The organism is Sulfurimonas sp. (assembly GCF_047622445.1).
In the GTDB taxonomy this organism is placed as follows: Bacteria; Campylobacterota; Campylobacteria; order Campylobacterales; family Sulfurimonadaceae; genus Sulfurimonas.
Map to the genome: position 1 here is coordinate 1 of NZ_JBLHOE010000049.1, position 25,363 is coordinate 25,363.

Genomic DNA, 25,363 nt, shown 5'->3' on the forward strand with positions numbered 1-25,363 from the left:
ATAGGACTTTTAATGAATCTAGATAGATTAAATGGATTATATATAATAACTGATGATAGTTTAACTCCCTCTGACTCAATAGTAGCGCAAATTACATAAGCGCTTTAAGGCAGAGCGAAAATTGTGCAACTTCGTGATAAAACAAGTAGTCTTCAAGAAATTAAAACTATAGCCTTAACTTTGGAAAATTTATGTAATAAATATAATGCTATTTTTGTTTTAAATGATAAAGTGGAACTAGCAATAGAATTAGGTTTAGGTTTAAGTGGGCTACATATAGGTAGAAGTGATCATTATAGGGTAGAAGAAATACGAAAAAAAATCTCGGGTTGTTTAGGAGTTTCATGTTATGGAGATGTTACTTTTGCAAAAGAGATGGAAGCTAAAGGGATAGACTATGTTGCCTTTGGTTCTTTCTTTACTTCACCAACCAAACCAAATTCTAATATAATAGATTTAGAAGTTCTTTCGCAGGCAAAAGAGAAGTTAAGCATTCCTGTTTGTACCATTGGTGGATTAAATACTCACAATATAGATGATGTAATGATACATAAACAAGATATGATATCATTAATTAATGAAATTTGGACGAGTGAAGATATTAAAAGTAAAGCAAAATATTTTGTTAGCATTTGTGAGGAAGAGAGATGGAAGTAGCTCTAAAAATTAAGAATAAAATAGCAGGGGAGATAATACTCAAATGAAAATAGCAGTTTCAGGTTGCCTTTTAGGTGAAAAAATTCGTTTTGACAAAGGACATAAAAAAGATGATTTTATTGTCAATGAGTTGTCCAATTACGCTGAGTATATCTCGTTTTGTCCAGAGCATATAGCCTTTGGTTCACCGAGACCCTCTATTCGTATGGTAAGAGACAAAGAGATGCTTACAATCATCTCTAATAAAACTGGAAAAGATGTAACTCAGGACTTAGCTTCGTATGCAAATAAAGAGTTAGAGAGAATCAAAAAAGAAAAGCTTCGAGGTATTATCTTCAAATCGAAATCTCCAACATGTGGAATGATGAGTTCCAAAGTGTATCTTCCAAATGGTTTTGCTGAGGGCAAAGATGATGGAGTTTTTGCGTCAATATGTAAAAAAGAATTTGGTTACCTCCCTATGGAAGAGGAAGGTCGATTATGTGACCCATGGTTAAGAGAAAATTTTGTTATGCAACTTTTCGCTTACGATAATTTTGAAAACTTTAAAGAAGACGCCCAGATGAAGAGTCTTGTTGCTTTTCACCAATCGTACAAGTTTCTCCTCCAATCTAAAGATGAAGCTATTTATAGAGCTTTAGGCAAAATTGTGGGTAACCATGATGAAAAATCTTTTGAAATAATTTTAGCTGAGTATGAAGAACTATTTAAAAAGGCTATTGCACAAAAGAGCAGTGTAGGTAAAACCAGAAATGTACTAGAACATATGGCTGGATTTTTAAAAAACTTTCTCAATACTACAGAGAAAGAAATGTTACATGAGCAGATAGATGATTACGCAGATAAAATTATTCCTGTTATTGTCCCTCTAAGTACTTTAAAACTTTATGCTACAAAATATGAAATAGAGTATCTTTTAGGGCAAGTATTTTTAAATCCGTATCCAAAAGAACTTGCCTTACGTTCGGATGTTAAGAGTGTAAAGTGAAACGAATACTCTGGTTTAGAAGGGATTTAAGAGTTGAAGATAATCCTCTCCTATCTCAGAGTGGTGAAGTTTTACCAATATTTATATTTGATACAAACATACTTACCTCGCTTGACAAAGAAGATGCTAGAGTAAGTTATATATTTGATTGTGTGCAAAAGCTCAAGTTTGAACTTCGTTTACACGCTTTAGATTTGAAAATTTATTATGCTAATCCTATTGATGTGTTTGATTCCCTTTTAGAAGAAGGTTTTGATGAAGTTGTAGCAAGTGGGGATTATGATGCATACGCTAGGCAAAGAGACCTTGAAGTCTCACACAAACTTCATTTTAGATATCTTCAAGATACGTATATTTTTAGACATGATGAAGTGCTTAAAGCCGATGCTACTCCTTACCTAGTTTTTACTCCCTTTTATAAAAAAGCAAGAGTTATTTTAGAAAAGAAAAATTTGGACCTTATATGCATAACTGAGCAAACTTTACTTGAGTATGATTACTCAGGTATTACAAGTATAGATGCGAAAAGAAATAGAGAAGAACTTTCTTTAAACATACAGAGTATAGGCTTTAGAAATAAAGAAACTCAAAGACAAAGTCTTGAACTAAAATTAGAGTTATTAAAGCAAAAACTTAATGAGTATAAAGAAAAACGAGATTACTTCACTCTTGATATGAGTTCAAACCTAAGTGTAGAATTACGATTCGGAGTGATAGGAGTACGCCAGTTATTACGATTTTTATTTGAGAATAAAAGTCTTGACATAGAGCCATTTATTAGACAGCTTATTTTTAGGGATTATTATGCATATTTACTCTTTCATTTTCCATATATTGAAAAACAAAATTATAAGTATGCATTTAACGGTGAAGTAAATAAAGAAAACCTTGCTCTTTTTTGTGAAGCTAAAACAGGTGTTCCTATTGTTGATGCTGGTGTACGAGAGCTTTTAGAAACTGGAAACATGCACAATCGTGTACGAATGATTGTAGCTTCATTCTTCACCAAAGACTTACTTCTTCCTTGGCAAGACGGTGAAGTGTTTTTTGCCAAGCATCTTCTTGACTACGACAAAGCAAGTAATGTTTTATCATGGCAATGGAGTGCTGGAACTGGAGTTGATCCACAACCATACTTTAGAGTTTTTAATCCTTATCTGCAAAGTAAAAAGTTTGATAAAGATGCTCTTTACATAAAGAAATTTATTCCAGAACTTAAAGAGCTTGATGCGAAGCATATACATGATGAAGGATACCTCTTTTTACATGACATTCTAGGCTATCCTAAGCCTATACTTCACCATAAAGTAGCTGCAAAGAAGGCAATAGAACTCTTTAAGAGCTAAAGGATAAAATATGAGATTATTATTATTATTTGTAGTTTTAGTGTTTTCACTTGAGGTATATGCACAAAAGCCACTTAAAAAAGCTGGTTTAGAAAAAATGATTCAACCAAAAGTGTCGTTAGAGTCTTCTTATCTTAGTGATGCATCTATCAAAGGCTATAATGGAAGTGTAGCAGTAACAAAAAATCGCCTACGTATAAACAACAAGTTAGTAGGTTTTAGTTATACAAATTGGTTATATAATTGGAATAATCTTACACAAATACCATTTGGAAATGGACTTCAAAGTCCGATAAAGAAGATGCACAGCTTTAAAGTCAATGCTAATCTTCCTTATTTTATAAATGAAAAGTGGTTTCTTTTAACTTCTGTTTCATTGAAATCAACTTTTGAAAAAGAAACAAAAGACTCCTATGGAGCTGGATTATTTAGTTTTGCATCTTACAAAATTGATGAGCAACACACTATGCAATTTGGAGCTTTTGCAAACTATCATCCCACCTCTAGTTTAGTATTACCCGTTATTAGCTATAGCTATAGAGCACGACAGAATGATGGTATTAAATTTATTTTAGGTTTTCCTAGAACGTATGTTGGTTACCATGTTGATGAAGATACACTTTTACGTTTTGGAATGATATTTTCACAATCTCTTATACGCTTAAGTGACACAAGTGTTATAGAAAGTGCGGGTTTTATAGAGGTAAAAGATTATATGAGTAATTTTGGTATCTCATATGATATAAGTAAAAATCTTACTATAGAGTCAGACCTTCTTTATAGTGTAAAACGCAATTTCAGCATCTACTCAAAAGATGGTAATAAATTAAATTCTTATTCCATTAAAGCATCTCTTGGTATGAACTTCAAAATAACCTATCTCTTTTAAACCTTAAAAACTTTCAATCGACAAATAAAGACTACTAAAATACTTCTAGCTATTATAAAATAGCTTACTTAGAAGGAGTCTTTATGCGTATTTATATTTTTTCATTTTTAGCACTATTTTTCTTAGGTTGTTCTACTAATCATCCAACACTTAAAACTGTTGAGAAAGTGGATATAAACTCTTATCTTGGTACATGGTATGAGATTGCACGATATGAGCATTTTTTTCAAAAAGGATGTTCTGATGTAAATGCAACATATTCTCTTAGAGAAAATGGTGAAATCGATGTTCTCAATCAATGTATGAAAGGAGATAGACTTGCTCAAGCAAAAGGTGTAGCTTATGCAACAGATGAGACAAGCTCTAAACTCAAAGTTAGTTTTTTTCGTCCATTTTATGGAGATTACTGGATTTTAATGCTTGGAAAAAATTATGAGTATGCACTTATTGGTGAACCATCGCGTGAATATCTTTGGATACTTTCACGTACACCAACTATGGATAAAAAACTCCAAGAAACAATTTTAAATAAACTTCCAGAGTTTGGATATAGCTCAGACAAACTACTTTGGACACCAATAAAAGGAAAATAAAATGTACTCTTTAGATAACAATATTCAAGCAATACATTATTGTACTACCCATTACATTATTGAAAAAGCAGTGTTCTTTAGTGATTATGCTGATGCAAGATGGTTTTTAAATTTTTGCAACAAGTCAGAGCATTATGATGTTCCGCTTGTAAATGAAAACTACTATTTTTTAGATGTGCAGCCTGCATTGGAAAAGTCTTTTTCCAAAGTAATAGATGCAGAGGATTACATAAATATTATAAAGCGAATCGAATACCTTCTGAGTGATGATGTACAAACATGTTTAGAAAGTTTGCATAATGGAAATAAACCTATATTTTTTATGAAAAAAGGGAATTTCATTAAAAATACCCAGGTTCTTTATGAAAATAATATTCCAATTATCTCAGGAAAAAACCTTGATGAATTAATGCAAAACTATGAGACAAGTATACAAAACTACAAACACCAAGTCTTTAACACTTTATACATTTAATAAAAAGGAAAACAATATGAATATAAAAATTGCACTAGAATGGTTTGTAAACCCTGATCACTTACCCATGTTAGCTGGGGTAGTAACTGGCAAATATAAAGAAGCAGGACTAGAGGTTGAAATTATTCAGCCCGAAGAACATTATGATGGATTTGAAGATTTAAAATCTGGAAATATTGATATTCATTGTAATGAGCCACTTCACCTCTTTGAACATTATTTTGATGGTTTAAAATCTCTTGGGTGTTTTTTTGAGACTCGTGGTGGTGTTATGATAAGAGCAGATAGAGTTGATAAGTTAAAAGCAAATGGTAAAATTAAAATTACAACTCCTGCTTCAAACCCTATAACAAATAAAATTGGCTTTGAAATTATTAAGCGTTATGCTCAAAAGAATGGTTTTGTTATTGACAGAGATAATGTAGAGTTTGTTGAAACAGATTTTTGGCATATCAACAATATGAAAAAAGATGAGAGTTTTGATGGGGCATGGTTGTGTTTTTATAATTTTGAGGGGATTGAGGCAGAAATGGAAGGCTTTGAGAATCTCTTTATAGATCAGTTTGAATCACCATATCCTAACTTCTCAGCTTTAGAGTTTATGAGTACACAAGAAACTCTTGATACAAAAGGTGAAGCGATTTGTACATTTATAGATGTAACAAATCAAATGGCACAATACCTACAAGAAAACATTTTAGAAGCACAGAGTATTTTTTATGATTACACAAAAGAGGAACACTCAGAGTTAATGGATAAAATTATTCTAGATACAATCCCAAGGCTAGAGATGGATATTAAAGCAGATGGGGCTAGATGGAAAGAACTATATAGCTTCTTAGAAGAGTTAGAACTGGTTAAGTTAAATGATGAAGAATATGCAAACATTTGGGTTGCACCGAAACATTAAATTTGACTTAGAAAAGGAAGGATAAAGATGAAAACATATGAGAAAATTTCACTTATAGAGTGTAAAATAGATGAACTTTTTACTTTTCATCTTGATCTGCACAATCTTCAGGCAATTACACCTAATGATACAAAAGTAAAACTACTGACTGAAATGTTTACTCCAAGTAAAGGCGATATTTTTAAAATTCATACGGTAAAGAACTTTATACCAATGGTGTGGGAAATAGAAATACAAGAACTTACTTCACCAAATCTACTGGTAGATATAGCCTTGCAATCACCTTTTTCTTTTTGGAAACATTCCCATATATTTACTGATCTTGGAAGTGGATTTTGCGAGTTAAAGGACAAGGTTGAGTATAAAGCACCATTAGGTTTTTTAGGTAGATTGTTTGATTTTGTAGTAAAGTATGAATTAGAAAAAATGTTTAGCTATAGACATAAAGTGACGAAAGAAATGATAGGAATAGAAAAATGAAAAAATTATTTGTAGTATTACTTTTACTAACACAACTTTTTGGAGGGGAAAATATGAGTATTTATGAGATAGTAGTTAAAGATATAGATGCCAAAGGTACAAAGCTTGAGAAATATAAAGATAAAGTTATGTTGATTGTCAATGTTGCTAGTAAATGTGGTTATACAAGTCAATACACTGGATTACAAAAGCTTCATGAACAGTACAATGCCAAAGGCTTGAGTATTTTAGGTCTACCATGTAATCAGTTTCTTTCTCAAGAACCTGGAACAGAAGAAGAGATCAAGAATTTTTGTATGAGTAGTTTTGGAGTTGAGTTTGATATGTTTTCTAAAGTAGATGTAAATGGGGAGAACACACATCCTCTTTATATATTTTTAAAAAAGAATAGTGATGGGTTCTTAACAGATACAATCAAGTGGAACTTTACAAAGTTTTTAGTTGATCGAAAGGGTAAGGTTGTTAAACGCTACTCTCCATCTACTACACCATTAGAAATAGAAGAAGATATTAAAAAATTATTATAAAGGATAAAAGATGCTTAAAGATTTACTATACACAGGGATAGGTGCAGCAGTAGTTTTAAAAGAAAAAGTTGAATCAGAAATCAAAAAGCTAGAAGAAGAAGGTAAACTTAAAACTACTGATGCAAAAAGCTTTTTAGATTCCATAGAAGAGAAAGGAAAAGCTGAAGAAGAGAAGTTTAAAAATCAATTAAAATCAACTCTCAAAGAGGTTTTAGATGAGTTAGGAGTTGCAACAAAAGTAGACCTAGAAAAACTCAAAGAGGATCTCAAATAAATAAGCTGCTAAGAGTATTTCGAGTATTTACATTTTTACTAACAATTTATCTTGTCATACGAAATAAAAAAAGCTTTTTAGGCTTAAAACCATTAGCACCAAATAAACTCAAAGAGACTATCATCTATCTTGGTGCTAGTTTCATTAAACTCGCCCAAGTTCTTGCTACGCGCTCAGATTTTTTTGATAAAGAATATCTTGATGAGCTTAAAGAGCTTCATGACACACTTCCAGCTATGAGTGAAAAAGACTTTCAAAAAGTTTATAAAAGCTCTTTTGATAAAGACACATTTAAAAGCTTTTCCCCAACTCCAATAGCTTCTGCTTCTATTGGTCAAGTACATGTTGCTTATACGCATAGTGGTAAAAAAGTAGCGGTAAAACTTCGACGTGAGAACATTGCCAATCAAGTCATGACAGATATAAAAATAATTAACAGTTTTAACACTATCTTTAGACCGCTCTTTTCACACTATACTAAAAACTCTATCGAAGCAGTAGTAAGTGAATTCTCAAAAATGATACTCCAAGAAGTAAGCTTTACTCACGAACTTCAAAACCTTGTAAAATTTTCTGTCGTTTATAAAGATGCTGGGGTTAGATTTCCAAAGCCTTACGCAGAGTTTTGTAGTGATAGTGCACTTGTGATGAGTTTTGAAGAGGGGTTTCGTTTTGATGATAAAGAAAATTTACTAAAATATAACATCGACTTTAAAAACGTTATTGCAAAACTTGTAGAATTTTATACTACGCAGATGCTTATTAATGGCTACTTTCATGCAGATCCACACCCTGGTAATCTTTTAGTTTCACCAGAAGGCGAACTCATACTCCTTGATTTTGGGATGGTAAAGAGTGTACCTAGTGATACACGTATAGCTATCATTAGTTTAATTAAAGCTGCAAACGAGCAAGATTACGAGCGTTATATCGCTGCAAACAAAAAGCTTGGAACGGTAGCCTATGAAGCTCCAAGTACAGAATTAGCAGAGTTCACTTCTAAAATGTTTGATATATTTTCAAATGAAAATCTAAACAGTGAGTCTATGCAAGAACTTGCTTTTGATGTTCTAGAATCTACGAGAAACTTACCATTTAAACTTCCAAGTGATGCTATTTATATTTTACGTGTAAGTGCTATTATCGAAGGTTTAGGCACAACGTATATAGAGAATTTTAATGGTATAAAAGATATATTACCAATCCTTCAAGACAACATCCCTAAAGCTTTAGGGGAAAAAGAAAACCTTGGGGAAGTGGTACTTGATGAGATAAAAGAGTTTCCATTTATACTCCAAGATCTCAAGTCTTCCATAAAAAAGATTAGTAATGATGAACTTCAAATAGAGATCTCAAATGATCAGCTTGAGTGGATACAAAAAGAGTTCTCAAGTAAAGTAAAGTCTTACGCTATCTCTTTTACTTTGATACTTGGAAGTTTTTTCACACTGCTTTTGGACAAAGAGCTTAAGGAAGTATCACTTGGACTTTTTGTTTTTGGTTTTGTTAGAATTTTATATAAATAGCTAAAGCATTCACACATAAGTTCTTTGAGTTGACATATATCTACTACTAAAATCTAAAAATACTCCCTATAATCATAATAATAAATATTATAGGAGTTATATATGCCGCACATCGTATTAGAAAACATTAACAACACAAAACAAGCTTTTGATAAAGTAGAACCAGTTGCTCACAAAATAGAGGGCGGTATGCTTAAAGTTATGGACAAATACATTAACGCAAGTGAGCAAACTGCACTTATAGAATCGCTTGCTATAGAAAACGGTAAAAATCAAAGTTTTTTTATTCAACTCTCGCAAAAAAATTCCTCTCTCACTGTACGTCTTTTACCATTAACTGATCCAGAGAAGACAAATGGTGTAAAAACAATTATGGCAATGATTGCTAAACAAATTAAAGACAGTGATCATGCTATAAGTTATGGAAAAAATAATTTAGAGGATTTTTTGTTATAAAGTATATTTTGTTTATGCGATATATTTCAAGCTAATAGAATAGAATAGAATAGAATATTTGCAATTCTTATATGGAAATTGAATGATAGTAGCACATAGAGATTTTTTTGATGAGCCAATGTTTAAAACATTTTTGGATACTTTTGAAAATAGTATAGATTCTGTTGTCATCACATCTACATCTCCAGAAGAATATTTTTTATATGTAAATAAAGTATTTAAACAAAAGACTGGTTATGAAGAAGATGACTTAGTCGGAAAATCTCCTCGTATTTTACAAGGGCCTTTAACAAATCGTAGGGTTATTGATGAATTAAAGCAAAATTTACAAGATGATAAATACTTCTTAGGGCAAAATACAAATTATCGTAAGAATGGCTCAAGCTATATTGTAAAGTGGTCTATCTCAGCTTTAAAAAATACTCAAAATGAGACTATAGCTTATATATCATTTCAAAAAGAGGTTACCCAATCTGTATGGGATCATAAACAAGCGCATTATTTGGCATCTGTTGTGAATCAAAATAAAGATGGAGATATTGATTTTTATGTTAGTGTTGGACAAGACATTACATCTTTGATAAATAAAAGTGATGAGTATAAAAGTAAAGCTTATCATGATTCTTTAACAGGTCTTTATAATCGTCAGAAATTTGATGAGATTATAGAAAGAAAATATAGTGACTTTTTAAAAAATGAGCAAAGCTTTAGTATCATACTTATGGATATAGATAATTTTAAATACGTGAATAACACTTTTGGTCATGATAACGGAGATAAAGTTTTAAAAGATTTAGCAAGACTACTACACAAGAGTTTAAGAAAAGATGACTTGATTGCTCGTTGGGGTGGTGAAGAGTTTATTGTAGTTGTGGATAATACTATGGCATTCACTACAACTCTAGCAGAAAAGATAAGAGAAACCATTAAGCAAGAACTCATCATTTACAAGCATAATATAACTATGAGTTTAGGAGTATCAGAAATATCTCAAGGAGATACTATAGAAACGCTTTTTACTCGTGTAGATAAAGCACTTTATATGAGTAAAAAGAGTGGAAAAAATAAAGTTACTTCGTTAAAATTTAAAATCTTTAACATACGCATTACCCAAAACTTTTTTTATCTGTTTTGGAAAAATCTGTGATCTTTCTTGCATACGTAGGAGTTCATCTTTTCCAACTTCACCATACTTATCTACTATGGCTTCTAAAACTTCATTGGCTATGATGTCATATGTAGCATATTGTGAGCTTTTATCTATAAGAAGAGAGGCGATAGACTCAAAGCTTTCTTTGTAAACGTCGTATTCACCTAGTGTTATTGCATCTACTTTGTAGTTTGAGTCTCTACTATCCATTCGCTCCTGATAAAGAGTATGCGTTGCTAATTGTATGGCTGTTAGTTTTTTACCGTATGCGCAACTTGTATCTATACAAAAAAAGTTTCCACCATCGATTACATCATCAAAAGTACAGTGACCAAAGATGTTTATAATCTCACTCTTCTGTACAACATCGCCTTCGTAATATCTGTTAAGTAAGAAGTCATTGTAGTGCTCTTGATTATCTTTGTGTTCGTAATACTCTAAGGCAAATCCATGTGTTATAAAGTACTTTTCTATCTCTAAATATAGAGGAAGATTTTTTATCCATGCAAGATGCTTTTTTATAAGTTCTATATCATTCGCATAACTTTTTATACACTCTAATCCACCAAAGCGTTTATCACTACTCCAAGGACTAGAAATATTATTTTGCACTGCATCTAAAATATACTTTTCAAAGAGATGCTCGTGATTGCCCTTCACGCAGGGGTAGTTATTGTTTATGACAAACTCTATAACATCTTTTGAGAAGTTACCTTTATCACATAAATCTCCAACAAAAATAAGCTCAGCATTTTCTGGAAGTTGTTGAAGAAGATTCATAAGTGTATGATAACACCCATGTACATCGCCTATAACAAAAATATTTTCTAAATTTTCATATTTCATCATTAGCCCTTTGGTATTTATTTTAAACGTAGTTTAGCTCAAATACATATGTATTTGTAGTTTCTTTTTGCTAGTTCATATTTTTTAAGAATTTAGTAACTCAAAATACTTCATATCATATGAAACGACATTTTCCATCTATGAATAATTCATTTTTAAATGTAAAATGAATTATTAATTTAAAAGGATATTTATATGTTTCGTGCGACAAAAAATCTTGATTCATCATGTCATACTAAAGTAAGACCAACAGCATTGTTGAGTGTAAAGGATTAAAGATGAATGATTATATTCCAACGGCATTTAATTTCGACCCTGATGAGCTAGGGCATTTTGGTATATTTGGTGGGAGGTATGTTCCAGAAACACTTATGCCTTCACTTATAGAACTTGACGAGGAATACAAAAAAGTACGCTTCGATAAAGAGTTCTGGGCAGAAGTAAATGAATACTTTCGTGAGTATGTAGGCCGCCCTTCACCACTATACAGAGCAGACACTCTCTCAAAAGAACTTGGCGCTGAGATTTATCTCAAGCGTGAAGACCTCAATCATACTGGAGCACATAAGGTAAACAATACTATTGTTCAAGGTTTACTGGCAAAACGTATGGGAAAAACAAAAGTCATAGCAGAGACAGGAGCAGGGCAACATGGTGTTGCAACTGCAACTATCGCAGCACTTATGGGACTTGAATGTGAAGTATTTATGGGTGAAAAAGATGTTGAGAGACAAGAGCTTAATGTATTTCGGATGAAACTTTTAGGTGCGAAGGTACACTCAGTTACATCGGGAAGTAAAACACTTAAAGATGCTATGAATGATGCCATTCGCCATTGGGTTACACATGCGAGAGATACTTTTTACATTATAGGTACTGTGGCAGGTCCACATCCATATCCTTTAATGGTACGAGACTTTCAGAGTGTTATAAGCGATGAAGCAAAAAAACAAATTTTAGAAATGACATCAGAACTACCTGATTATGTAGTTGCTTGTATCGGTGGTGGGAGTAATGCTCTTGGGATGTTTTCACACTTCATCAATGAAGAACATACTCAGTGCATCGGTATAGAAGCTGGTGGTCTCGGACTAGACAGCGGTAAACATGGTGCAAGTTTAGCCCTTGGAAAACCAGGAATACTTCATGGGCAACTAAGTTATCTTTTACAAACTGATGATGGACAAATAAATGAAGCACACTCTATAAGTGCAGGCCTTGATTATCCTGGAATTGGACCTGAGCATTCTTACTTGATGGAACAAGGAAAGGTAAAGTATGACTCCATTACAGATCAAGAAGCGATGGATGCTTTTGTATGGCTCTCTCAAGCAGAGGGAATTGTTCCTGCCTTTGAGAGTGCCCATGCGATTGCATATCTTAAAAAGATTCCAAAACAAGAGATTGCTGGTAAAATCATTATCGTTAGTCTCTCCGGTCGTGGAGACAAAGATATGGTTCAAGCGATGGAATTACTAGACCTCTAAGGAGATACAGATGCAAAAAATAGTTTGGATAATTGGTGGAAGTACAGGTATAGGCTTTGAGCTGTGTAAATTCTATCTTGAAGATGGATACAGTGTTGTTGTAAGCTCTAGAAATGCGTCATCTTCACCGGAATTACAAAAGCTTTCCCTCAGGTATCCTTCATATTTAGAACCTCTAGATATGGATGTAAGTGACACACATAGTGTTGAAGCTGCTACAAAAAAAGCATGGGATATTTATGGGGAGATTAACCTTTGTATTTACAATGCAGGTGTCTATGAAAGTATGAAAGTTGAGGAATGGAAGATAGAGCATTTTGAGCAGATGACACAGATAAACTACCTAGGTGCTCTGCGGGTAACAAATGCATTGATACCATTTTTTTTAGAAAATTCTAAAGGTCGTTTTGCATTTAATGCAAGTGTATCGAGTTACTTTGGTCTTCCTTATGGAGGAGGATATAGCGCTCCAAAGGCGGCACTTCTAAATTTTTGTGAGTCTATTCAACCAGAACTAGCACCAAAGAACATACAAGTTCAAGTCATAAATCATGGTTTTGTAAAAACAAGACTTACAGCTAAAAATGATTTTGAGATGCCCCAATTACTGGAACCTCAAGAAGCAGCCAAAATTATTTTTGAAAAGCTTACTCATGATAAGAACTTTGAGATAAAGTTTCCATTCATGTTAAGTAGTTTCTTACATTTTTTAAGAGTTATTCCCTATCGGATAGCTTTTTACTTTACCTCAAAGGCTTTATAATGAGCAGAGTACAAGAATACGCAGAGTTTTATAAAAAACTTAATGCAAAGACACCATTAGAAGAATATGAGAAGTTTTTTGATACAAACTCTTATTTTGAAGACCCTTTTCAAAAGGTAATTGGCATTGAGAAAATATATCATATTTTTGAAGATATGTATGCAAAGCTTTACAATCCAAAATTTGAGATAGATGAGTCTATTTCACAAGATAATACAGCCTACATAAAGTGGACTTTTCTTTACCAGATGGATGAAAAATCCCAAGTAGAATCTTTTGTTGGAGTTTCAAGAGTAGTTTTTTCTGATGATGGAAAAGTACTTGAACATGTAGACTTTTGGGATGCAGGGGTAAATGTGTATGAGAAGATTCCACTTCTTGGTTCTATCATACGCTATATAAAAAGAAAGATTCATGCCTAACTCAAAAAAAGAGATAGTTACTTATGGAGTTCCAGCTGTAGCAATTGCACTTTTAGGTTTACCTTTATATGTGTATTTACCTACTTTTTACGCTCAAGATCTTGGTCTTGGTGTTTTTATAGTTGGAGTAGTACTCTTTTTTGCAAGAATCTTTGATATGCTCATAGATCCATTCATTGGCTATGTGAGTGATGCGTATATGAGTAGAAAAGTGATGATGTTTCTAGGAAGTATATTACTTTATGGAACATTTTACGCCTTAACACATCCTCAAGAGGAGAGTGGGATTTTCTATCTTCTATTTTTATCACTTGGTGTTTACAGTGCATGGAGTTTAGTAAGTATTCCGTACTTTGCATTTGCTTCAGACATTAGTAGTTCCTATGATGAGAACACTCACTTCTCTTCTAGTAGAGAGATATTTAATATATTTGGTGTACTTCTTGCACTCTCTTTGCCATACTATTTTGGTGTAGCCGAGCAAGCCGGTGCATCACTCCTTGTTTTGTGGGATGCTCTTTCTTTCATACTACCTATGGCACTGTTAATCTTTTTTTTCACTTTAAAAGAGCCAAAAAGAGAGCCAAAAAAAACTACATTTGCAGAGGTCTTTGGTTATTTTAAACTTGAAATTTTAAACTCAAAAAGAGTTTTTATAGCTTTTTTTCTTAACAACTTTGCCAATGCACTTCCCGCAACTCTTTTTTTATTTTATGTCTCTTTAGTCATAAAATCTGAAGAGCTTAGTGGATTACTCCTTTTACTTTACTTTGGATCTGGTGTTCTTACACTTCCACTTTGGGTATACCTTTCTAACAAAATATCCAAAAAAACTGCATGGTTGGTTTCGATGGGAAGTGCAAGTTTCTTCTTCTCTTTTGTACTATTTTTAGGTGAAGGAGACATTGTTTACTTTGCGATTATTACGATTTTTTCGGGTATGAGTTTAGGTGCGGATATTGCACTTCCAGCTTCCATCCAAGCTGATATTGCACAAAAAGCTACACAAAAATATGGTGAAATATCGGGAATTCTTTTTAGTTTTTTTGCTATGCTTACAAAACTTTCTTTAGCGTTTGGTGTAGGTGTGAGTTTTAGTATACTAGGGCTTTTTGATTTTTCACCTCAAACTCCCAATCCAACATCTCTTTTAGTCTTGAGCCTTCTTTATGGACTTTTGCCTGTTATCTTAAAATTATCAGCAATTTTTGTTTTACGAAAATATCAAGAAAAGTTATGAACTGACAAATACAAGGTACCAACAAAGCTCTCTTTTTCATAAAATACCTTATGAAATATTTATTACTCTTACTTCTCATACTTTTTAATGTTAAAGCTTCATCACTTGAAACGGTGAAGTATGTCAGTCCTCAAAAATTCAGTGGGCTTTGGTATGAGATAGCTCGAACCTATAACTCTTTTCAAGATAAATGCGTAGCTTCAAGTGTGGAGTATGTTTTAGAATGTGAAAATGAGTACAAGGTTTACAATCGATGTTTTGACACAAAAATTGGTGGTGAACTTATAGAATTTTCAGGAAGTGCAGAGCCAACTGATGGAAATACTATGTCTAAAATTGATATGACATACTTTTGGATTTTTACCAAAGAATACGGAGTTTATTATCTTGAAGATGATTATACAAGTGCTCTTGTTGCAGATGAGAAGTTTGAAGATGTTTGGATAATGTCTAGAGAGCCTTTTCTGCAAGAGGCAACACTTAAGAAAATAGAAAAAATTTTAGCATCAAAGATAGATTTAAAAACACTTATTTATACACTACAAGACAAGGAAGGGAGATACAAATGAAAATAGCAGTATTAGGAGCTGGAATTAGTGGACTAGGGAGTGCCTACCTTTTAAGTAAAAAGCATGAAGTAGATTTGTATGAAAAAGAATCTCGCTTAGGTGGTCATGCACGTACAACACAGATTAATGAAGATGGTAATAAATTTGGAGTAGATACAGGATTTTTAGTTTTTAATCATCCAACATATCCACTTTTAACAAAGCTTTTTGAAGAGCTTGATGTGAAAATAGAAAAGAGCGATATGAGTTTTGGATTTTGGGATAAAGCAAGTAATGTAGCTTATAATGCGCAGACACTTGGGGGAATATTTTTTCAAAAAAGAAACCTTTTTTCATTCACGCACTATAAAATGATTTATGATATTTTCAAGTTTAATAAAAAAGCAAACTATGATGTAGATAATGATACTCAAGATTTAGATAAGCCTTTGGCTGAATATTTAAGTCCCTATGGTAAAGCATTTAAAGAACGTTATTTACTTCCTATGGGTGCAGCTATTTGGTCTACTCCAAGTGATCAGATGAATGAATTTCCAACACGTACCTTTTTGGAGTTCTTTAAAAATCATGGGCTTTTAGGTATTACAACACAACACCAATGGCTTACAGTAAGTAATGGCTCGGTGAATTATGTTAACAAAATTAAAGAACATATATCTGGAAAAATTTACTTAAATAGCAATATTGTACGTGTTAAAAGAGAAAAATATGGGGTAGTCTTAATAGCAAAACATGGTACAAAACAGCAGTATGATAAAGTTGTATTTGCTATGCATGCACCTCAGGCAATTGAGATGTTAGAAGATATAAGTGATACAGAAAAAGAGATACTTTCTTGTTTTGCTTATAAACAAAATGATGCACTTTTACATAATGATATGAAGGCACTTTATCCAGATAAAAATATATATGCAGCATGGAACTATAAAAACAATGAAGATACAGATTCAGTAACACTCTCTTACTGGGTCAATAGACTACAAAACCTTAAAAGTGATAAAGAATACTTTGTATCTTTAAATGAGATAGATCAGATTGAGAAAGTGATAGAAAGAATCAGTTATGAACATCCACAGTTTGATATATTAGCAATTAAAGCACAAGCTCTCAGAGAGGATATAAGTGGTGTTAATAACACCTACTTTGCAGGAGCTTATTGGCGTAATGGATTCCATGAAGATGGTCTTTGGAGTGCAAATGAGATTGCAAAAAAGTTTGAGTGTGCGCTATGAGTCATAGATTTTACAACGGTGAAGTATTCCACAAACGCTTTAAAGATGCAGATCATAAATTTACCTATGGTTTTTTCATGCTTGATATTGATGTAAATAATCTTGAAACACTCAAAAATAAACTCTTTTCTTACAACTCTTGGAACCTTTTCTCATTTTTTGCAAAAGATCATTTTGGCAAAGGGGATAGCTTTTTGCAAAACATAGAAGAACTTCTTGAGAAGTTTAATCTAGTAGCTACAAAGAAAATGCGCTTTATAACACTTCCTCGCATTGCAAACTATGTTTTTAATCCTATAAGTGTTTTAGTGCTTTTTGATGCTGATGTGCCTACTCAACTACTAGTAGAAGTTCACAATTACAATGGTGGACGTATAGTTTATCCTGTAAAGTTAGAGAAAAAATCACGCTCTCAGTACGAGGGAGAGGCACAAAAAGATATGTATGTTTCACCATTTTTAAAACGTGATGGTTTATATAAATTTTCTTTTGAGTACTCACAAGAAAAGATGGCATTAGGTGTTTATCTCTATGAAGATGATGTGAAAACAATGATGACTACATTTAGAGCAAGTTCTCAAGAATTTAGTACAAAGAGTGTTGTAACACTTTTTGTAAAACACTTATTTTTAACGTTTAGAGTTGTTACTCGAACTCTTTGGCAATCACTCAAACTTTATCGTTTGGGTTTAAAGTTTAATTCGGTTACGGCCGTAGATGAACAAAGGAGATACTAAGATGAAAGGTTTTTGGAATACAATAGGTGATAAATATTTACAAAAGATTGAGATTGGAACTCTTGAAATTGAGTACCCTGATGGTTCTTATGTAGTTTATGGGAACAATGACATTCCACGCGTTAGAGTAAAAATAAACTCTGCAGATTTTTTTAGACGCTTAGCTTTTTATGGAGATATTGGTTTTGCTGAGAGTTACATGGATGGAGATTTTGATACGGAGGATTTAACCGAGCTTATTAAGCTTTCTTTGTTAAATTCAAAGCATTTAGGGGTAAAAAGTGAAGATTATAAGCAAAACAGATTTAGTAACCTTTTACCAAATATGAATAGGGTCAAACACCTTATGCGTAAAAACTCTAAGACACGTTCGAAGAAAAATATCTCTGAGCATTATGATCTCTCAAACGACTTTTTTAAACTTATGCTTGATGATACTATGATGTACTCAAGTGCTATATTTGAATCACATGAAGAAGATCTTTATGAGGCCCAAAAAAGAAAGATACAATACTTGGCAAATAAACTACGTATCAAGCCTGGTGCAAAAGTTTTAGAAATAGGTTCTGGATGGGGTGCGGTAGCTGTGCATCTTGCCAAAGATCTTGGCTGTGATGTTACGACAGTAACCTTAAGTAATGAGCAAAAAAACTTTTGTCATGAGAGATTTAAACTCGAAAATGTTGAGGATAAAATTGATATCTTACTCAAAGATTACAGAGATGTAGAAGGGACCTATGATGCGATTATCTCTGTTGAGATGTTTGAAGCTGTAGGTGCTGAGTATTTTGATGTATTTTTTAAAAAATGTGAGTCTCTTTTAAAGCCAAGTGGTGTTTTAGCGATGCAAGTGATTACCATACCTGATCAAAGATATGATGCATACTCGAAAAGTACAGACTTTATTCAGAAGTATATTTTCCCAGGTGGACATCTTCCAAGTGTGAGTAAAGTTCTTAGTACTACAACAGGACATACACGACTTAATCTTATACACATGGAAGAGTTTGCAGAAGATTATGCAAAAACATTGAGAGTTTGGGATGAGAACTTTACCGCTAAACTCTCTGAAGTTAAAGAACTAGGCTTTGATGATTACTTTATTCGTATGTGGAAAATGTATCTTAACTACTGTGAAGCTGCGTTTATTACGCGCAATATTGGTTTAGTGCAAATGGTATTTAGCCGTGATCAAAACATGGACTTAAACAGAGGACTAGTAGTATGAAAATAAAAGCATTATTAGCAGTTCTGACATGTGGGATATTTGTTGGATGTTCCTCTGTAAGTATAGAAGATTTTAAAGATAACAAACCAGAGTTTATTCCCCAAGAGTACTTTAATGGGAAAATGAAAGCCTATGGAATCGTTAAAGACAGAACGGGAAAAATCATTCGCTCTTTTAAAGGGGATTTAGTTGGAAGTTGGGATGCAGATGGTGTTGGAACTTTAGATGAGCATTTTGTATATAACGATGGTGAAGAATTAGATCGTGTATGGAAATTAAGACCTACTAACAATGCGAAAGAGTTTAGTGCAACTGCAGGAGATATAGTTGGAGTTGCTCCTATGGTGGCAAATGGAAATACAGTTATGATTGATTACACAATGCTTGTTCCTTACGGTCAAAGCACTATTGAGGTAAACGTAAGAGATTGGCTTCACCTACAAGAAGACGGGGTTATCATAAATCACTCTAAAATGAAAAAGTTTGGTTTTGAAGTTGGAGAGCTTGTTATTACAATTATAAAAGAAAGATAAGTTTGTATATGAGTAATTTTTGACAAATTATTAATCAAATATTTTGTTATAATTGAACTAAATAAAATAAGAAGTTAAGATGAAAAATATGTTAAAAGATAAAGATAGCATAAGTCAAAGCCTTTTTAAAGAGATCTCAGAGATATCCTCTGACTGGGTATGGGAATTAGATGAGCTAGGTAGATACACGTATGTAAGTAGTAAAGTTGAAGTATTTTTAGGTTACACGGATAGTGAGGTTTTAGGAAAAACACCATTTGATTTTATGTCTAAAAAAGAAGCTCAAAGAGTTCAAGAACTTTTTTTACAATATCTTACAAATAAAGAAGCCTTCAAAAACCTAGAGAACACAAATATTCGTAAAGATGGACACGAGGTTGTTTTACTCACTAGTGGAGTTCCTATACTTGATACAGAGGGAAACCTTAAAGGTTATAGAGGAACAGACAAAGATATTACTCGTGAAACAAAACTAATAAGCAAACTTGAAAATCAAAACTATCTCCTAGACCAGGCACAAGAAATTTCAGAGGTTGGGCATTGGAACCTGCACTTACAAACAAATATTCTAACATGGTCAGATCAAGTTTATAGAATCTTTGGACTAAAACCTCAAGAACTTGATTCAACATATGAAAACTTTTTACACTATTTACATCCTGATGATAGAGAAATGGTAAATGAAACATATTCTAATTCTGTTAAAAGTGCTAAACCTTATCAAGTGGAACACAGAATCATTACGAAAGATGGTATAGAAAAATATGTTGAAGAGCGCTGTATTCACACTTTTGATGAAAATGGTAACGTTAAATCTTCTATTGGTACAGTACATGATATTACACAACGCAAAAAAAATGAACAAGAGATCAAACTAGCTTCAAAAGTCTTTACGCATTCAAATAGTGCAATTTTAATTACAGATAAAAACAATATTATTACTACTGCTAACAAGGCATTTGAGATTATGACTGGTTATAAAAAAGAGGAAATTATTGGTAAAAATCCAAAAGTATTAGGATCAGGTTGGTCTAAGAAAAAATTCTATGAAGATATGTGGACACAAATCCTAAAAGATGGAGTTTGGAGTGGACAAATTTGGGATAAGAAAAAAAATGGTGAAATCTACCACGCTTTTGAAACTATAATTACTATAAAGGATGATAAAGATGAAATTGTAAACTATATAGGAATTTCTGAAGATATTTCAAGTTTAGTAAAAGAACAAAAAGAGAAAGAAAAAGTTTTAACAACTTCTCAAGTAACTGGTTTAAAAAACCGTTATGCACTCTTAAAAGATCTTAAAGAAGAGGAAGAAGGCTTCACAGCACTTATAGATATAAATGGATTTCACCAAATAAGCAGTTTTTATGGATTTGATATATCTAACAAACTACTGAAAAAATTAAGTGTTATGATAGAGTCATTATGTGAAGAAAAATATGAGATATATCATATACAAGCTGATACTTTTGTAGTTAATATGCTCAAAGATAAGAATCTAAAAGTATTCTCAGATACAATTTTGCAACTTCTTGATCTTATAGAAAATCATACATTCCATATAGAGGAGTTTGAGATTCCTATTTCTATAACAGGGGTTATTGCATCTGATAAGGCGCAAACCATTATCAATAAGCTTGATATGTGTCTAAGGTATGCTAGAAAAAACCATCTACCTTTTTGGGTACATAATGAAAATTCAGATTTTCACAAAATTTTTGAAAATAACCTCCACTGGACAAAAGAGTTGAAATCTGCTTTTAAAGAAGATCGAGTTGTTGTTTATTTTCAACCTATATATGCTTTTAACACTCAAAAAGTTGAAAGGTATGAAGCTCTTGTTCGCGTAATTGATAATGATGGTAATGTTTTTACACCAAATCATTTTTTAAGCGTAGCAGAATCTTCGAACCAAATGAAAAAACTTACTAAAACTGTTTTTCTTAAAACGCTCAAAGCTCTTCGAAGTTGTAAAGAAGATTACAGTTTTTCAATCAATATATCATTTTCAGATATGCAAGATCCTGAATTTCTTGAGTTTGTTAAAGAGAATCTTTATGAACATAATATAGCACGAAGAATCTGTTTTGAGATTTTAGAAACAGAGGGGATTGTAAATGAAGAGCCTATCTTAGATTTTATTGAAACAGTGCATCAACTTGGTTGTCAGATAGCTATAGATGACTTTGGTTCTGGTTATGCAAATTTTGAGAACCTTATTAAACTAGATATTGACATCATTAAAATTGATGGCTCTCTTATAGAAAAAATTGCAACCCATCAAGATGCTTATGATATTGTCGATGCAATTATAAGCTTTACCAAAAAAAGAAAAATTAAAACAATTGCAGAGTTTGTAAAAAACCGTTCTATATTTAACATAGTTAACAGCCTAGGGATTGATTATGCCCAAGGGTATTACATAGATAAACCTAAAGCAAATATAAGTGATACTATAGAAACAAATGAGATAAGTTTTAATGAGCCATATAAAACTCTTATTTATATTAGCCAAGCAAAAGAAGATACTACATACGATGGTGCGATAGCGATTCTTAACGCATCTTGGAACAATAATAGAAAAAGTAATGTAGGTGGTGTTTTACTTTACGATAAACATTTTTTTCTACAACTGCTTAATGGTCCAGTTGATAAAATTGATAAAATTTTTGAACGTATTGCGGATGATCCACGTCACCACACTATACGAGTTCTTGGTGAAGTTGTTTCAAATGAGATTGAGTTTGATGAATGGAATATGGGCTTTTTACCAAAACATGATGCTATAACGGATATGTTTGAAGAGTTTGAAGTAGAGGAAGGTATTGGTTTATACAATGCAAATTTTGATAATATGAAAAATCTTTTGAAAAAATTAACACTTTATATTTAATTATTTGTAAAAATATAAAAATATTTGACAGCTCATAATAAGGTAGAGTTATTTAATCCTCAACAATCTGCACCTGCTTTTAGAGTCAGTGGTTCTCTTAGTCAGTTCATAGATGTTTTACATCAAAAATTAGATCAAACTAAAGTACTTTTATCTCAAGAAGTATCTAAAATAGAAGAAAACTCAACAGGTCTTATCGTGACAAGTAAACAAGAGAATTTTCATAGTGACTATGTTGTTACTACTTTGGCACCAAGACTTGCCTCATCAATATTCTGGAGAGATCGTGGTCTAAGTGGATTTATGTTCTTGGTCCTATTGGCGAGATGCGTGTACACATGAGAAGGCTGCTTTATTTGGCTTTGTTCATTCAAACGTATCTGTTAAAACCTTTGAAGAAGATGTGAAAAAACAGCTTGTGAGAGTTTTTAGTATAGAAGAGAAAGAGATACTAAAGGTATACTTTGTTGACTGGAAACAAGAGAAATTTTCTTCCGCTATAGAGGACTCTAAACCACTAAGTATACATCCACAATACGGTATAAATACAAGCGATTACAGTAAAAAAATCTACTTCAGCTCTACTGAATTTTCATTCCAAGAAGGTGGCTATCTTGAAGGTTCCATTATCAATGCACAAAAAGTTGCCTTTGAGCTTTTAAATAATTAAATAACATTTTAGACCTACGAAACATTATATTTTATAGATATTATTATAAAAAATATAAAGAAGGTTCCTTTTGCAGTTAGAAAATTATTTTATATCATTATTTGAACAAAAACACATTGGTGATGATGGTGCAGTCATAGATGGTTTTGTGTATTCAAAGGATGCTTTTTTTGAGAATGTTCACTTTAAAACCACTTGGATGAATCATTATCAGATTGCCTGCAAATCTATGCTTGTAAATATTTCTGATGCTGTTGCTATGAATGCAACACCTAAGTACGCATTGCTTAGTGTTGCTATGCCAAAAAGTATTTCCAAGGAACAAATGCAACAACTTGCAAAAGGTTTTAAAGATATTGCTAAAAAGTTCAACATCGAAATTATCGGCGGCGATACAATTAGTAATACAAAGTTAGATATTACAATAACTATAATATCTAAAGTTAAAAAGCCTTTGTTGAGAGATACTGCTAAAATGGGCGACATTATTGCTTATACTGGAAAAATAGGACAATCATTTAAAGACTTACAGAAACTTTTAAATGGCGGAAAATTACATAAAAAATCTAAGTTTTTGGATATAAAACTTAGAAATACGTTCATAAAAAAATCTCAAAGATATTTACGTTCTGGTATGGATATCTCAGATGGTCTTTTCAGTGATTTAAGTAAATTATCTAATGCAAGTAAAATTGGATATAAATTTTGTATAAAAATATCTAAACAAGAGGGCTGTAGCGGTGAAGAGTATGAAATGTTAGTATCTTTTTCTCCCCGGGATATAAAAGCTATGAAAAGAAGAGCTGTGCAAAGTAGAACCTCTTTAAATATTTTCGCACATGCTGCACGAAAAAAATATACAAATAGATGCAAAGCACATCATTTTTAAATGACATTTTAAACCTACGAAACATTTTACTTTAGAGATAAAATTCCTTATATATTTAATTAGATACAAAAGGAAGAATGATGAAAATAGTTTTAACTATAGCAGGAAGTGATTCAAGTGGTGGAGCTGGAATTCAAGCTGATTTAAAAACCTTTGAAGCATTTGGTGTTTTTGGCACTAGTGCACTTACGGTGCTTACTGCGCAAAATACAACAGGTGTTACAGATATTTCACCTATATCTGCAGAGTTTTTAAAAGCTCAGCTTGACGCAGTGAAGGATGACTTTGAAATCAGTGCCATTAAAATCGGTATGCTTTTTTCAAATGAGATTATAGATGTAGTCCGTGAGTTTGTCCAAGACCTTAAGATACCTATTGTATTTGATCCTGTATTTATCTCCAAAGCTGGATCCAAACTTTTAAACGATGATGCGATTGAAAACATGAAGTCTATTCTCCCTTATGCAACTGTGACAACACCTAATCTTTTTGAAGCAAAAGAGATGTTTGGCTATGAAGTTCAAAAACATGAAGTTTTAGAAAGTAAGTTAGATTCGCCATGTCCAGTAGTAATAAAAAACAATATTGTTGAGATGAATGATATGAAAACAAGTGTAGATAGCCTTATAGTTAATAAAGAAAGGTATTACTTTATTAGTCCTTATGAAGAGACAGATAACACACATGGTACAGGGTGTAGTTTTAGTAGTGCCATAGCAGCTAACTTAGCACTTGGAAAATCACTTAAAGAATCGGTAGAAATATCTAAAAAGTTCATTTATAAAGCAATTGTAAATGCACCAAACATAGGTCATGGAAAAGGACCGATAGCACATAAACAAGGAGTGGAATCATGTCATTAAAACAAAAATTAAAAGGTCTCTATGTTATTAGCGATGACACGCTTACACCTGATGAGACATTATTCGCACAGATTGAACAAGCTTTACTTGGAGGTGCTTCGATAGTGCAACTAAGAGATAAGAAAAACTCAGATGATGTTATCAAGGAAAAAATAAAAAAACTACAAAAGTTATGTAAAGAACATGATGCCGTATTTGTACTCAATGATAAAATCGATTTAGCAATTGAGTTGGAATGCGATGGACTTCACATTGGGAAAAGTGATCATGATAGATTTGATGAGATAAGAAAAAATTACAAGGGTCTTATCGGTGTTTCTTGTTATGGAGATATTGAGATGGCAAAAGATTTTCAAAAGAGAGGTGCTGATTATGTAGCTTTTGGCTCTTTTTTTACTTCACCGACAAAACCAAACTCAAATATCATAGCACTTGAGGTATTAAAAGATGCAAAGACGCAACTTACTATCCCAGTATGTGCTATTGGCGGAATCAATACAAAAAATGTAATTGATGTCATCCAATATAAACCCGACATGATTAGTATAGTCAACGATATATGGACAGCTAGCGATATAACATCACAGGCTAGTTTATATGCAAATCAGTTTTAAAAAGTGACTTAATGAAAAAAACGGGTGCTTACTTTTCTACTTTTTCTTATAATTCACAAGATAATAATCGACTAAATTTAACTTCATACTTTTACTAAGTCCA

General features: G+C 32.4%; 29 protein-coding genes. 28 read left to right on the forward strand and 1 reads right to left on the reverse strand.

Annotated features, from left to right (window positions below):
* Positions 1–123: 123 nt before the first annotated feature.
* The 13 genes from ACI9TV_RS11045 (at position 124) to ACI9TV_RS11105 (ending at position 10,268) form a co-directional block, all read left to right on the forward strand.
* Positions 124–657, forward strand: coding sequence for a thiamine phosphate synthase (locus ACI9TV_RS11045; protein ID WP_415250855.1), 534 nt, complete (start codon positions 124–126; stop codon positions 655–657).
* Positions 658–700: 43 nt separating this feature from the next.
* On the forward strand, positions 701–1,645 hold the full coding sequence (locus ACI9TV_RS11050) for a YbgA family protein (RefSeq protein ID WP_415250856.1): 945 nt from the start codon (positions 701–703) through the stop codon (positions 1,643–1,645).
* Positions 1,642–2,991 (forward strand): cryptochrome/photolyase family protein, encoded by a 1,350-nt coding sequence (locus tag ACI9TV_RS11055; protein ID WP_415250857.1) that lies wholly within the window; start codon positions 1,642–1,644, stop codon positions 2,989–2,991. The genes ACI9TV_RS11050 and ACI9TV_RS11055 overlap by 4 nt, the downstream gene beginning before the upstream one ends.
* A 10-nt stretch (positions 2,992–3,001) precedes the next feature.
* On the forward strand, positions 3,002–3,880 hold the full coding sequence (locus ACI9TV_RS11060) for a hypothetical protein (protein WP_415250858.1): 879 nt from the start codon (positions 3,002–3,004) through the stop codon (positions 3,878–3,880).
* 83 nt (positions 3,881–3,963) lie between these two features.
* On the forward strand, positions 3,964–4,473 hold the full coding sequence (locus ACI9TV_RS11065) for a lipocalin family protein (RefSeq protein ID WP_415250859.1): 510 nt from the start codon (positions 3,964–3,966) through the stop codon (positions 4,471–4,473).
* Position 4,474: 1 nt separating this feature from the next.
* Positions 4,475–4,948, forward strand: a complete 474-nt coding sequence (locus ACI9TV_RS11070) for a hypothetical protein (RefSeq protein ID WP_415250860.1) — start codon at positions 4,475–4,477, stop codon at positions 4,946–4,948.
* Positions 4,949–4,964: 16 nt separating this feature from the next.
* Entirely contained in the window at positions 4,965–5,858 is an 894-nt protein-coding gene (locus ACI9TV_RS11075) for an ABC transporter substrate-binding protein (protein ID WP_415250861.1), read from the forward strand.
* Positions 5,859–5,885: 27 nt separating this feature from the next.
* Positions 5,886–6,338, forward strand: a complete 453-nt coding sequence (locus ACI9TV_RS11080) for an SRPBCC family protein (RefSeq protein ID WP_415250862.1) — start codon at positions 5,886–5,888, stop codon at positions 6,336–6,338.
* Positions 6,335–6,865: a glutathione peroxidase gene (locus tag ACI9TV_RS11085; RefSeq protein ID WP_415250863.1), complete on the forward strand. Its 531-nt coding sequence runs from the start codon at positions 6,335–6,337 to the stop codon at positions 6,863–6,865. Before ACI9TV_RS11080 ends, ACI9TV_RS11085 begins: the two co-directional genes overlap by 4 nt.
* 10 nt (positions 6,866–6,875) lie before the next feature.
* The gene (locus ACI9TV_RS11090) at positions 6,876–7,139 is read left to right on the forward strand and encodes a hypothetical protein (protein WP_415250864.1); all 264 of its coding nucleotides are present in this window, start codon (positions 6,876–6,878) and stop codon (positions 7,137–7,139) included.
* A complete protein-coding gene (locus tag ACI9TV_RS11095; RefSeq protein WP_415250883.1) occupies positions 7,136–8,665 on the forward strand; it encodes an ABC1 kinase family protein in 1,530 nt (509 codons plus the stop codon). Before ACI9TV_RS11090 ends, ACI9TV_RS11095 begins: the two co-directional genes overlap by 4 nt.
* A 102-nt stretch (positions 8,666–8,767) precedes the next feature.
* Positions 8,768–9,121, forward strand: coding sequence for a hypothetical protein (locus ACI9TV_RS11100; protein WP_415250865.1), 354 nt, complete (start codon positions 8,768–8,770; stop codon positions 9,119–9,121).
* Positions 9,122–9,203: 82 nt separating this feature from the next.
* Positions 9,204–10,268 (forward strand): diguanylate cyclase, encoded by a 1,065-nt coding sequence (locus ACI9TV_RS11105; protein WP_415250866.1) that lies wholly within the window; start codon positions 9,204–9,206, stop codon positions 10,266–10,268.
* Here ACI9TV_RS11105 and ACI9TV_RS11110 read toward each other — a convergent pair.
* On the reverse strand, positions 10,200–11,117 hold the full coding sequence (locus tag ACI9TV_RS11110) for a metallophosphoesterase (RefSeq protein WP_415250867.1): 918 nt from the start codon (positions 11,115–11,117) through the stop codon (positions 10,200–10,202). The two genes, ACI9TV_RS11105 and ACI9TV_RS11110, sit on opposite strands and share 69 nt — an antisense overlap.
* A gap of 278 nt (positions 11,118–11,395) precedes the next feature.
* Here ACI9TV_RS11110 and trpB point away from each other — a divergent pair, with 278 nt between their 5' ends.
* The 15 genes from trpB to thiE all read left to right on the forward strand — a co-directional run bounded on the left by trpB (position 11,396) and on the right by thiE (position 25,260).
* Positions 11,396–12,604 (forward strand): tryptophan synthase subunit beta, encoded by a 1,209-nt coding sequence (trpB, locus tag ACI9TV_RS11115; RefSeq protein ID WP_415250868.1) that lies wholly within the window; start codon positions 11,396–11,398, stop codon positions 12,602–12,604.
* Between the two features lie 10 nt (positions 12,605–12,614).
* Positions 12,615–13,367: an SDR family NAD(P)-dependent oxidoreductase gene (locus ACI9TV_RS11120; RefSeq protein WP_415250869.1), complete on the forward strand. Its 753-nt coding sequence runs from the start codon at positions 12,615–12,617 to the stop codon at positions 13,365–13,367.
* The gene (locus tag ACI9TV_RS11125) at positions 13,367–13,789 is read left to right on the forward strand and encodes a nuclear transport factor 2 family protein (protein WP_415250870.1); all 423 of its coding nucleotides are present in this window, start codon (positions 13,367–13,369) and stop codon (positions 13,787–13,789) included. The genes ACI9TV_RS11120 and ACI9TV_RS11125 overlap by 1 nt, the downstream gene beginning before the upstream one ends.
* The gene (locus ACI9TV_RS11130; protein ID WP_415250871.1) at positions 13,782–15,029 is read left to right on the forward strand and encodes an MFS transporter; all 1,248 of its coding nucleotides are present in this window, start codon (positions 13,782–13,784) and stop codon (positions 15,027–15,029) included. Before ACI9TV_RS11125 ends, ACI9TV_RS11130 begins: the two co-directional genes overlap by 8 nt.
* 50 nt (positions 15,030–15,079) lie before the next feature.
* Positions 15,080–15,598, forward strand: coding sequence for a lipocalin family protein (locus tag ACI9TV_RS11135; protein WP_415250872.1), 519 nt, complete (start codon positions 15,080–15,082; stop codon positions 15,596–15,598).
* Positions 15,595–16,830, forward strand: a complete 1,236-nt coding sequence (locus tag ACI9TV_RS11140; protein WP_415250873.1) for an NAD(P)/FAD-dependent oxidoreductase — start codon at positions 15,595–15,597, stop codon at positions 16,828–16,830. Before ACI9TV_RS11135 ends, ACI9TV_RS11140 begins: the two co-directional genes overlap by 4 nt.
* Entirely contained in the window at positions 16,827–17,567 is a 741-nt protein-coding gene (locus tag ACI9TV_RS11145; RefSeq protein WP_415250874.1) for a DUF1365 domain-containing protein, read from the forward strand. Before ACI9TV_RS11140 ends, ACI9TV_RS11145 begins: the two co-directional genes overlap by 4 nt.
* 1 nt (position 17,568) lies before the next feature.
* On the forward strand, positions 17,569–18,795 hold the full coding sequence (locus ACI9TV_RS11150; RefSeq protein WP_415250875.1) for a class I SAM-dependent methyltransferase: 1,227 nt from the start codon (positions 17,569–17,571) through the stop codon (positions 18,793–18,795).
* Positions 18,792–19,328 (forward strand): DUF3833 domain-containing protein, encoded by a 537-nt coding sequence (locus ACI9TV_RS11155; protein ID WP_415250876.1) that lies wholly within the window; start codon positions 18,792–18,794, stop codon positions 19,326–19,328. The genes ACI9TV_RS11150 and ACI9TV_RS11155 overlap by 4 nt, the downstream gene beginning before the upstream one ends.
* Before the next feature lie 79 nt (positions 19,329–19,407).
* A complete protein-coding gene (locus ACI9TV_RS11160; RefSeq protein ID WP_415250877.1) occupies positions 19,408–22,224 on the forward strand; it encodes an EAL domain-containing protein in 2,817 nt (938 codons plus the stop codon).
* 24 nt (positions 22,225–22,248) lie between these two features.
* The gene (locus tag ACI9TV_RS11165; RefSeq protein WP_415250878.1) at positions 22,249–22,566 is read left to right on the forward strand and encodes an FAD-dependent oxidoreductase; all 318 of its coding nucleotides are present in this window, start codon (positions 22,249–22,251) and stop codon (positions 22,564–22,566) included.
* A complete protein-coding gene (locus ACI9TV_RS11170) occupies positions 22,520–22,894 on the forward strand; it encodes a hypothetical protein (protein ID WP_415250879.1) in 375 nt (124 codons plus the stop codon). The genes ACI9TV_RS11165 and ACI9TV_RS11170 overlap by 47 nt, the downstream gene beginning before the upstream one ends.
* A 70-nt stretch (positions 22,895–22,964) precedes the next feature.
* On the forward strand, positions 22,965–23,783 hold the full coding sequence (locus ACI9TV_RS11175; protein WP_415250880.1) for a thiamine-phosphate kinase: 819 nt from the start codon (positions 22,965–22,967) through the stop codon (positions 23,781–23,783).
* Between the two features lie 80 nt (positions 23,784–23,863).
* Positions 23,864–24,646 carry a bifunctional hydroxymethylpyrimidine kinase/phosphomethylpyrimidine kinase gene (thiD, locus tag ACI9TV_RS11180; protein ID WP_415250881.1) on the forward strand — a complete coding sequence of 261 codons (783 nt, stop codon included), beginning with the start codon at positions 23,864–23,866 and terminating at the stop codon, positions 24,644–24,646.
* Positions 24,637–25,260: a thiamine phosphate synthase gene (gene thiE, locus ACI9TV_RS11185; RefSeq protein WP_415250882.1), complete on the forward strand. Its 624-nt coding sequence runs from the start codon at positions 24,637–24,639 to the stop codon at positions 25,258–25,260. The genes thiD and thiE overlap by 10 nt, the downstream gene beginning before the upstream one ends.
* Positions 25,261–25,363 lie beyond the last annotated feature (103 nt).

What these genes read in the sequence shown, in the direction of transcription:
- ACI9TV_RS11085 (WP_415250863.1), top strand. Translation starts at nt 6,335, where the DNA reads ATGAAAAAATTATTTGTAGTATTACTTTTACTAACACAACTTTTTGGA.
- ACI9TV_RS11130 (WP_415250871.1), top strand. Translation starts at nt 13,782, where the DNA reads ATGCCTAACTCAAAAAAAGAGATAGTTACTTATGGAGTTCCAGCTGTA.
- ACI9TV_RS11110 (WP_415250867.1), bottom strand. Translation starts at nt 11,117, where the DNA reads ATGAAATATGAAAATTTAGAAAATATTTTTGTTATAGGCGATGTACAT.
- ACI9TV_RS11090 (WP_415250864.1), top strand. Translation starts at nt 6,876, where the DNA reads ATGCTTAAAGATTTACTATACACAGGGATAGGTGCAGCAGTAGTTTTA.
- ACI9TV_RS11060 (WP_415250858.1), top strand. Translation starts at nt 3,002, where the DNA reads ATGAGATTATTATTATTATTTGTAGTTTTAGTGTTTTCACTTGAGGTA.
- ACI9TV_RS11100 (WP_415250865.1), top strand. Translation starts at nt 8,768, where the DNA reads ATGCCGCACATCGTATTAGAAAACATTAACAACACAAAACAAGCTTTT.
- ACI9TV_RS11140 (WP_415250873.1), top strand. Translation starts at nt 15,595, where the DNA reads ATGAAAATAGCAGTATTAGGAGCTGGAATTAGTGGACTAGGGAGTGCC.
- ACI9TV_RS11155 (WP_415250876.1), top strand. Translation starts at nt 18,792, where the DNA reads ATGAAAATAAAAGCATTATTAGCAGTTCTGACATGTGGGATATTTGTT.
- thiE (WP_415250882.1), top strand. Translation starts at nt 24,637, where the DNA reads ATGTCATTAAAACAAAAATTAAAAGGTCTCTATGTTATTAGCGATGAC.
- ACI9TV_RS11050 (WP_415250856.1), top strand. Translation starts at nt 701, where the DNA reads ATGAAAATAGCAGTTTCAGGTTGCCTTTTAGGTGAAAAAATTCGTTTT.
- ACI9TV_RS11125 (WP_415250870.1), top strand. Translation starts at nt 13,367, where the DNA reads ATGAGCAGAGTACAAGAATACGCAGAGTTTTATAAAAAACTTAATGCA.
- trpB (WP_415250868.1), top strand. Translation starts at nt 11,396, where the DNA reads ATGAATGATTATATTCCAACGGCATTTAATTTCGACCCTGATGAGCTA.
- ACI9TV_RS11150 (WP_415250875.1), top strand. Translation starts at nt 17,569, where the DNA reads ATGAAAGGTTTTTGGAATACAATAGGTGATAAATATTTACAAAAGATT.
- ACI9TV_RS11135 (WP_415250872.1), top strand. Translation starts at nt 15,080, where the DNA reads ATGAAATATTTATTACTCTTACTTCTCATACTTTTTAATGTTAAAGCT.
- ACI9TV_RS11080 (WP_415250862.1), top strand. Translation starts at nt 5,886, where the DNA reads ATGAAAACATATGAGAAAATTTCACTTATAGAGTGTAAAATAGATGAA.
- ACI9TV_RS11120 (WP_415250869.1), top strand. Translation starts at nt 12,615, where the DNA reads ATGCAAAAAATAGTTTGGATAATTGGTGGAAGTACAGGTATAGGCTTT.
- ACI9TV_RS11160 (WP_415250877.1), top strand. Translation starts at nt 19,408, where the DNA reads ATGAAAAATATGTTAAAAGATAAAGATAGCATAAGTCAAAGCCTTTTT.
- ACI9TV_RS11075 (WP_415250861.1), top strand. Translation starts at nt 4,965, where the DNA reads ATGAATATAAAAATTGCACTAGAATGGTTTGTAAACCCTGATCACTTA.
- ACI9TV_RS11065 (WP_415250859.1), top strand. Translation starts at nt 3,964, where the DNA reads ATGCGTATTTATATTTTTTCATTTTTAGCACTATTTTTCTTAGGTTGT.
- thiD (WP_415250881.1), top strand. Translation starts at nt 23,864, where the DNA reads ATGAAAATAGTTTTAACTATAGCAGGAAGTGATTCAAGTGGTGGAGCT.
- ACI9TV_RS11105 (WP_415250866.1), top strand. Translation starts at nt 9,204, where the DNA reads ATGATAGTAGCACATAGAGATTTTTTTGATGAGCCAATGTTTAAAACA.
- ACI9TV_RS11145 (WP_415250874.1), top strand. Translation starts at nt 16,827, where the DNA reads ATGAGTCATAGATTTTACAACGGTGAAGTATTCCACAAACGCTTTAAA.
- ACI9TV_RS11070 (WP_415250860.1), top strand. Translation starts at nt 4,475, where the DNA reads ATGTACTCTTTAGATAACAATATTCAAGCAATACATTATTGTACTACC.